The 6091-nt window shown below is 41.0% G+C and carries 6 protein-coding genes; all 6 read right to left on the minus strand.

Annotated features, from left to right (window positions below; translation table 11 throughout):
- Nucleotides 1-5: 5 nt before the first annotated feature.
- The 6 genes from hypF to K0R93_RS13885 are packed head-to-tail and all read right to left on the minus strand — an operon-like array spanning nucleotide 6 to nucleotide 5722.
- Complete coding sequence (gene hypF / locus K0R93_RS13860) at nucleotides 6-2267, minus strand: carbamoyltransferase HypF (RefSeq protein ID WP_300302414.1); 2262 nt, start codon at nucleotides 2265-2267, stop codon at nucleotides 6-8.
- Nucleotides 2257-2517, minus strand: coding sequence for a hypothetical protein (locus K0R93_RS13865; protein WP_300302416.1), 261 nt, complete (start codon nucleotides 2515-2517; stop codon nucleotides 2257-2259). Before K0R93_RS13865 ends, hypF begins: the two co-directional genes overlap by 11 nt.
- Nucleotides 2510-2971 (minus strand): hydrogenase maturation protease, encoded by a 462-nt coding sequence (locus tag K0R93_RS13870; RefSeq protein WP_300302418.1) that lies wholly within the window; start codon nucleotides 2969-2971, stop codon nucleotides 2510-2512. The genes K0R93_RS13865 and K0R93_RS13870 overlap by 8 nt, the downstream gene beginning before the upstream one ends.
- A gap of 13 nt (nucleotides 2972-2984) precedes the next feature.
- On the minus strand, nucleotides 2985-4391 hold the full coding sequence (locus K0R93_RS13875; RefSeq protein WP_300302419.1) for a nickel-dependent hydrogenase large subunit: 1407 nt from the start codon (nucleotides 4389-4391) through the stop codon (nucleotides 2985-2987).
- A gap of 21 nt (nucleotides 4392-4412) precedes the next feature.
- Entirely contained in the window at nucleotides 4413-5279 is an 867-nt protein-coding gene (locus tag K0R93_RS13880) for a hydrogenase small subunit (RefSeq protein WP_330685167.1), read from the minus strand.
- Between the two features lie 17 nt (nucleotides 5280-5296).
- Complete coding sequence (locus tag K0R93_RS13885; RefSeq protein WP_300302421.1) at nucleotides 5297-5722, minus strand: cytochrome b5 domain-containing protein; 426 nt, start codon at nucleotides 5720-5722, stop codon at nucleotides 5297-5299.
- Between the last annotated feature and the right edge of the window lie 369 nt (nucleotides 5723-6091).

A 6091-nucleotide genomic window follows, 5' to 3' on the forward strand; every position in this document is an offset into this window, starting at 1 on the left:
CACCCCTATACTGTTTGATCTGCGATCATCAACTGTCCTATAGACACACCGCTATCATTGATTGGAATTCTCTGATTGTAGAATACCTTCATGCCCATATAGGCAAGCTTGCTTACTGTATTGTTTAGCAAGTACTGATTTTCGAAGCAGCCCCCACTTAAAACCACTTCCGATAGTCCATATTTGTTACTCAAGGCTTGAACGACTTGAGCAGTGATATTGCATATTGCATTATGAAATTTTGAAGAAATAATGGATGCTGATACACCGTATTCTATATCTGCCATTACTTCACTGAAAAGATTTCTATAATCTATCTCCAGCACTTCACCCTCAGAAGATACATCCATGCTATAGGAATCATGAATTGACGGGTCTGCGATATTCTCAAGGATGATGGCAGCTTGGGCCTCATAGGATATTTCATGACATAATCCTACGATTGCAGATACACAATCAAACAATCGACCTAAACTGGAGGACCGATAACAGTTGATGTTACTCTTTAATGCCTGTTGGATAACATTTACTTTATCTTGTTCTATCCCCTTCAGGTATTTTCTCGGGTCATACCCAAGAGCATCTAAATAACACGCCGCTACCCTCCAAGGTTCTTTCACAGACTGATCTCCCCCCTGGATCGTGATATATTTAAAATGTCCTGGTCGTTTAAATTCTTTCGCTGTACCCACAAAAAACTCTCCGCCCCACACATTATCATCAGTCCCATAGCCTGTGCCGTCATAAATCACACCGATAACCGGCCCTTTTAATCCATGCTCTGCCATACAGCTGACCATATGGGCGTGGTGATGTTGAACAGGGATTTTTATTCCCTTAAATTTATCAAGTTTATTCCTGGATATAAAACTTGGATGCATGTCATAGGCCATAACAGTTGGCTTAGAATTCATCAACTTATTGAAATGCTCCATCGTATTTTCATAGAGCTTATATGTATCAAAACCCTTGATATCACCTAGGTACTGACTCGTATACCCGTATCCATTTTTTGAAAGACAAAATGTATTTTTCTGTTCAGCACCCAATGCTAGGATTCCATCTTTCACACCTAATTTTATGCTAAAGGGTGCATATCCCCTACCCACCCTTGTGACTATTTCTTGATTCTGAAAAACCTTCACAACGGAATCATCTACAGGTGTATTTATCTGCCGATTGTGTATCAAAAAATAGTCTGCTATTGGGTTTAAAGCATGGAATACCTCATCATCTTTATATTGAATAGGTGCACCGGATATATTGCCGCTTGTCATCACTAGAAAACGAATATCCTGTTGAAACATTAAATGATGTAGCGGAGTATAGGGTAGCATCATGCCAAGTTTTTGAGTATCTGGCGCAATGATTTTAGGAAGGTCACAAAATTCTTTTCGATGCAATAGAACAATTGGATTTCTATTACTTTTCAGCAAATGAGCCTCTTCCTCATTCACATAACAATATAATGTTATATGATCTATATCTTTCGCCATAATGGCTAGGGGTTTATGGGGTCTATGCTTTCGCAGTCTGAGACGTAAGATGGCATTTTCATCCTCTGCATTACATACCAAGTGATACCCACCCAGCCCTTTTATGGCAACGATTTTCCCCCTTTTTATCAGTCTAACTGTTGTTGCTATTACGTCTTCACACTCAATATGCTCCCCTTGCTGATTCCGTAAAGATAGGGTGGGGCCACATGCCGAACAACAGGTGGGTTGAGCATGAAATCTCCTATTTGATGGATCTTCATAATCTTTTCTACAATCTGGACACATTTCAAATGATTTCATGGTTGTATTCTTGCGGTCATAGGGTAAATCTTCAATGATAGAATATCTTGGACCACATTTGGTGCAGTTGGTAAATGGATAATGATACCATCTGCTCTGACTATCCAAAATCTCATCTATGCACTCCGGACATACACTCACATCTGGAGAAATAAATCGAGAGCCATCTTCCAGCACATTGCTCTCATGAATGGAAAATTCTTTGTATTCAACTACATCCTTCCGAGCTATTTCAATGTTTTCTACTTGAGCAAGATGAGGCGGATGACGCATTATATGTAGGACGAATCCTTTGATGTTTTCTTTTTTTCCTTCCACATGAGTCACCAAAGAAGCACCACTATTCCCTACAAAGCCTCTCAGGTTGTATTGGCAGGCTAGATTATAGACATATGGCCTGAAGCCCACGCCTTGCACGATCCCGAAAATCTTTATTTGGTAAGATACGTCTTTTTCTTTACCGCACAAGGATATCACCTTTCACACTATGGATAATGGCAGATTGGTCCTCTATGTCTTCCTTCTTCACTAGTATATCTGTCCATTCACCTACAATAGATCCATTATGCTCTAGCAAAAATGCCTTCAGATTCTCAGAATTCACATGGCTGGTTAGACTGACGGCCACGATCATCTGATCAATACTTAAAATATTGTTTTCTTTGCATAATCCCTCTAACCCTTGGGATATTCTACCTAGTAAAATCGTATCATGCATTGTTTTTCCCCCTTATATGTATCTCAATATTTTCTTGTACCGCTTCACACACCTGTGGTAAAATCGCCTCCATTGCCTCACTAAGGTCTAAGCCAAAAGAAATATCCACAATCTGAATACCTATGAAAACACCATCTACCCATTTGTCATAGAGTTTCAGTCCATCTAACAAATTGGGTTGATGTTGGGTAAAAAAACATTTTCTGCGGAAGTCCATATTTTCTATAGGAAGATTCCAGATATCCCCTGGCATACCTTCACCATATACCCCATCCAAAATGATGAGATCATCTCCATCCTGAATCTGGTCAATGCAGTAGTCTACATCGGTTTCACCAATGATGATCTGTATATCCCGTGCTTTTAGATAATCTTTTAGATGTTCCGCGATCCTGATGGCAATGCCATCATCCGTCATCATTTGATTGCCTATGGCAATTAATTTTCTACCCATAAAATGCCCAACCTTACACAACCCTTATTTTCACAGGATCGAATTGATCACTGACGATGTGGGTTGCGCAGGAGACGCAAGGGTCAAAGGAGCGCACAATCCTTCCAACTTCTACAGGATGGTTAATGTCATGTATCAAAGTTCCTATCAATGCCTTTTCTAACGTTCCTTTAACACCTTTGGAATCTTCGGGTGAAAGGTTCCATGAGGATGGCGTAATGATTTCATAGTTCTTTATTACTTTATTGTCTATAGATATCCAATGGCCTAATGCTCCCCTCGTGGTGTCAATGAGCCCCTTCCCTAATGCTTGATCTGGTATAGCATAAGGTCTTTGATTCGCAGGCTGCAGCTTCATTCTTTCCAGTAACCCTTCCATAACTTCGATGATTTTCTTCACTTCCAAGACTCTTGCGATGGTTCGATCCATGGTGGATATGCCCCTTGTATATTGTCCACTCAGCCACATTCTTGCCAACGGGCCTACCTCCATGGGCAAACCCTCATATCTAGGGGCCTTGATCCATGTGTAGGCACCTTCTTTTTTTATATCTTCTTCTACCGTTGGGTCTGTTGGCTGTTGAGTATTCTTCTGGGCTTCGTACCATGCCTTATAAATATTTTCAGTGATTTGATTTTCTTGGAATTCTTGTCTAGTTCCTCCTACCCACACGCCTGGGGCCACATAGAAGATTTCTTTATCTGGATAATCAAAAACACCATAACTCATCAGATTTCTATAGCCGCTTCCTATATGATAGTAATCAGGGTAGTATTCAGCGATGATATATACGTCAGGAATCATTTTATCCAGCACAAATCCTTTAATATTTTTTAAGATGGACTTTACCTTATTGAATTCTGATGCATCCAAATTAACAGTAATACCACCCACAAATATGCCATGGTTATGGGGTGCCTTTCCTCCTAATGTTGCCAGCATTTCATGGGCCAACCGGCTATATTTTAGTGATTCAAGATAGTGGCTAGCCAGTTCTTGGTTTAACTTTTCTGGCAATCTGAAATCTTGATGGGAAGCTTCATATAAAGGACTGATTTCTGGTCCTTTCACAAAGTCAGGCAGGGTATACTGATAAAAATGTCGTAAGTGATTTTGTAAAAACTCACATCCATGGATATAGTCTCGAATCATTCTATCATTTTCACTTGCTGTTACTTTCAGTGCATCTTCTAAGGCAAAAGTTGACCCCATAGAATGGGCCGTAGAACATATACCGCAGATCCGCTGGGTAAAATAGATGGCATCTAAGGGTGGTCTTCCCCTCAGCATCTTCTCAAAGCCTCGAAACAACAGACCACTGCTTTTTGCATCGATAACAATATGGTTTTCTACTTCTATCTGTATTTCCAGGAAGCCGCTGATTCTTGTGACAGGATTTATGGTAATGATATTTCCCATACGCTTAATCTCTCCAATCCTTCAATATCGGACAAAGGGTTCCATCCCATCAGGGAACCTTTCTTGGGCACATCCAATGCAAGGTGTGTTGTCTTTAATTGGCCAGTTCACATATCCATTCCACTGCCTTACAGGACAATCAGTTTTTGTGACAGGGCCGCGGCAGCCGAGTTTAAACATACACTCTTTATCCCCAAGCTTTCTTGCAAAGACACCTCGGTCAAAATAAGATCTTCTTGTACACCGATCATGGATGGATATGCCATAGAAGATTTTGGGTCTATTTTTATCATCTAATTCTGGTTTGCCAAAGTAGATGATATGGGCAATGGTCCCAGTGATCCAATCTGGATGACCCGGACATCCAGGTACCCGAATAACCTCTCGTTCTAGTACCTGATCCACACTCACGCTTCCAGAAGGGTTTGGCTTCGCCGCTGAAGGGCCTCCATGGGATGCACAAGTCCCTACCGCTAAAACGTATTTTGCTTTTTCTCCTGCTGTTTTTACTGCCTCCAAAGCAGTAATGCGCTTTCCCCGATGACTGGCAATGATATTATAAAATCCATTATCCTTTGTGGCCACTGCTCCTTCTACAACCAAAATAAACTCCGAAGATAGCGTATCAAGAAACTGCCCATAGGCCGCTTCTCCTTCTGCTGCCATCAAGCTGTTGCAATATCTTAACCGCACCATATCCTTCAAAAAATACGCTATATCCGGATTTTCCCCATCCATCAAGGATATGATATTCCCTGAGCATCCAGTTGCTTCAAGCCAAATCAGATTTATTTTTTCACTGGTAGATTGTCTTACCTTATCTTTTGCCAATGCAATGATATTTTTAGCGGTCAAATTTTTCGAATGAATCATAGGACACGATTCCACTTTATTCCGCCCTCCTATCAAGCCTTTAATTCCCCTACTTTAAGAAGCTTACCAAGAATCGATTCCATGCCATGGCATCCCTTAAATTGAGCTGTGAGATCCTTGCCTGCATATAGACCGAAGTGAGTTCCTCCGCCCCAGGTGGCTTCATTGCTGACATCATAGACAATACCATTGACTGCGACATATGCAGGTTTTCCTCCTGAGCCGTCGTATTGCGCTAGCTCTTCTAGGGTAAATTCTTTTTGAGGCATTTGTCGGGATGGATAAGTGAAAGAGTTCCCTTGTTGCTGGAACAGTTGTATGTTTCCCTGCAGATATAGGTTCTGACAGTGCATTCTTTGGTATGGGTGACAGTAGTCGCACGGCATCCAACTATAATTCCAGGGTGTATACCAATGTGGGTAAGAAGAGTATGGTAAACAATAAAATGGATATGACATTTGGATTCCCCCTTTTTTCAATCGTTAAATTATATGTAAACCAACTATTTTTAAGAATATTTTATCTGGATTAATTTAGCTCAAAGTTATAAATCCAAAGCACCCAGTAAAGTTTTTAATTTTTCAGTATAGACAATATAAAAAGCATCTAACGATGCCTTCGCTAGGGGAACCTAGTTCCCCTTCGACGGCTGCTAGGCACCCTGAGCACCCCTCTGACTACGGCATGGGAATACTTCCCCTGCACCCCTGATTTTTTATTTAATAGGAAAAGTAGAACTTGTAGAGTAAAATGGTGGATTTGAGGAAACTCTCTTCCACCACCTCCTCATCAAACCGTACGTGAGGTTCTCCCTCATACGGCTTTCC

The organism is Anaerosolibacter sp., assembly GCF_029240175.1.
Classification (GTDB): Bacteria; Bacillota; Clostridia; order Peptostreptococcales; family Thermotaleaceae; genus Anaerosolibacter.

Coding starts and splice junctions, on each gene's coding strand:
- K0R93_RS13865 (WP_300302416.1), bottom strand. CDS start 2,517: ATGCATGATACGATTTTACTAGGTAGAATATCCCAAGGGTTAGAGGGA.
- K0R93_RS13875 (WP_300302419.1), bottom strand. CDS start 4,391: ATGGGAAATATCATTACCATAAATCCTGTCACAAGAATCAGCGGCTTC.
- K0R93_RS13885 (WP_300302421.1), bottom strand. CDS start 5,722: ATGTCATATCCATTTTATTGTTTACCATACTCTTCTTACCCACATTGG.
- K0R93_RS13870 (WP_300302418.1), bottom strand. CDS start 2,971: ATGGGTAGAAAATTAATTGCCATAGGCAATCAAATGATGACGGATGAT.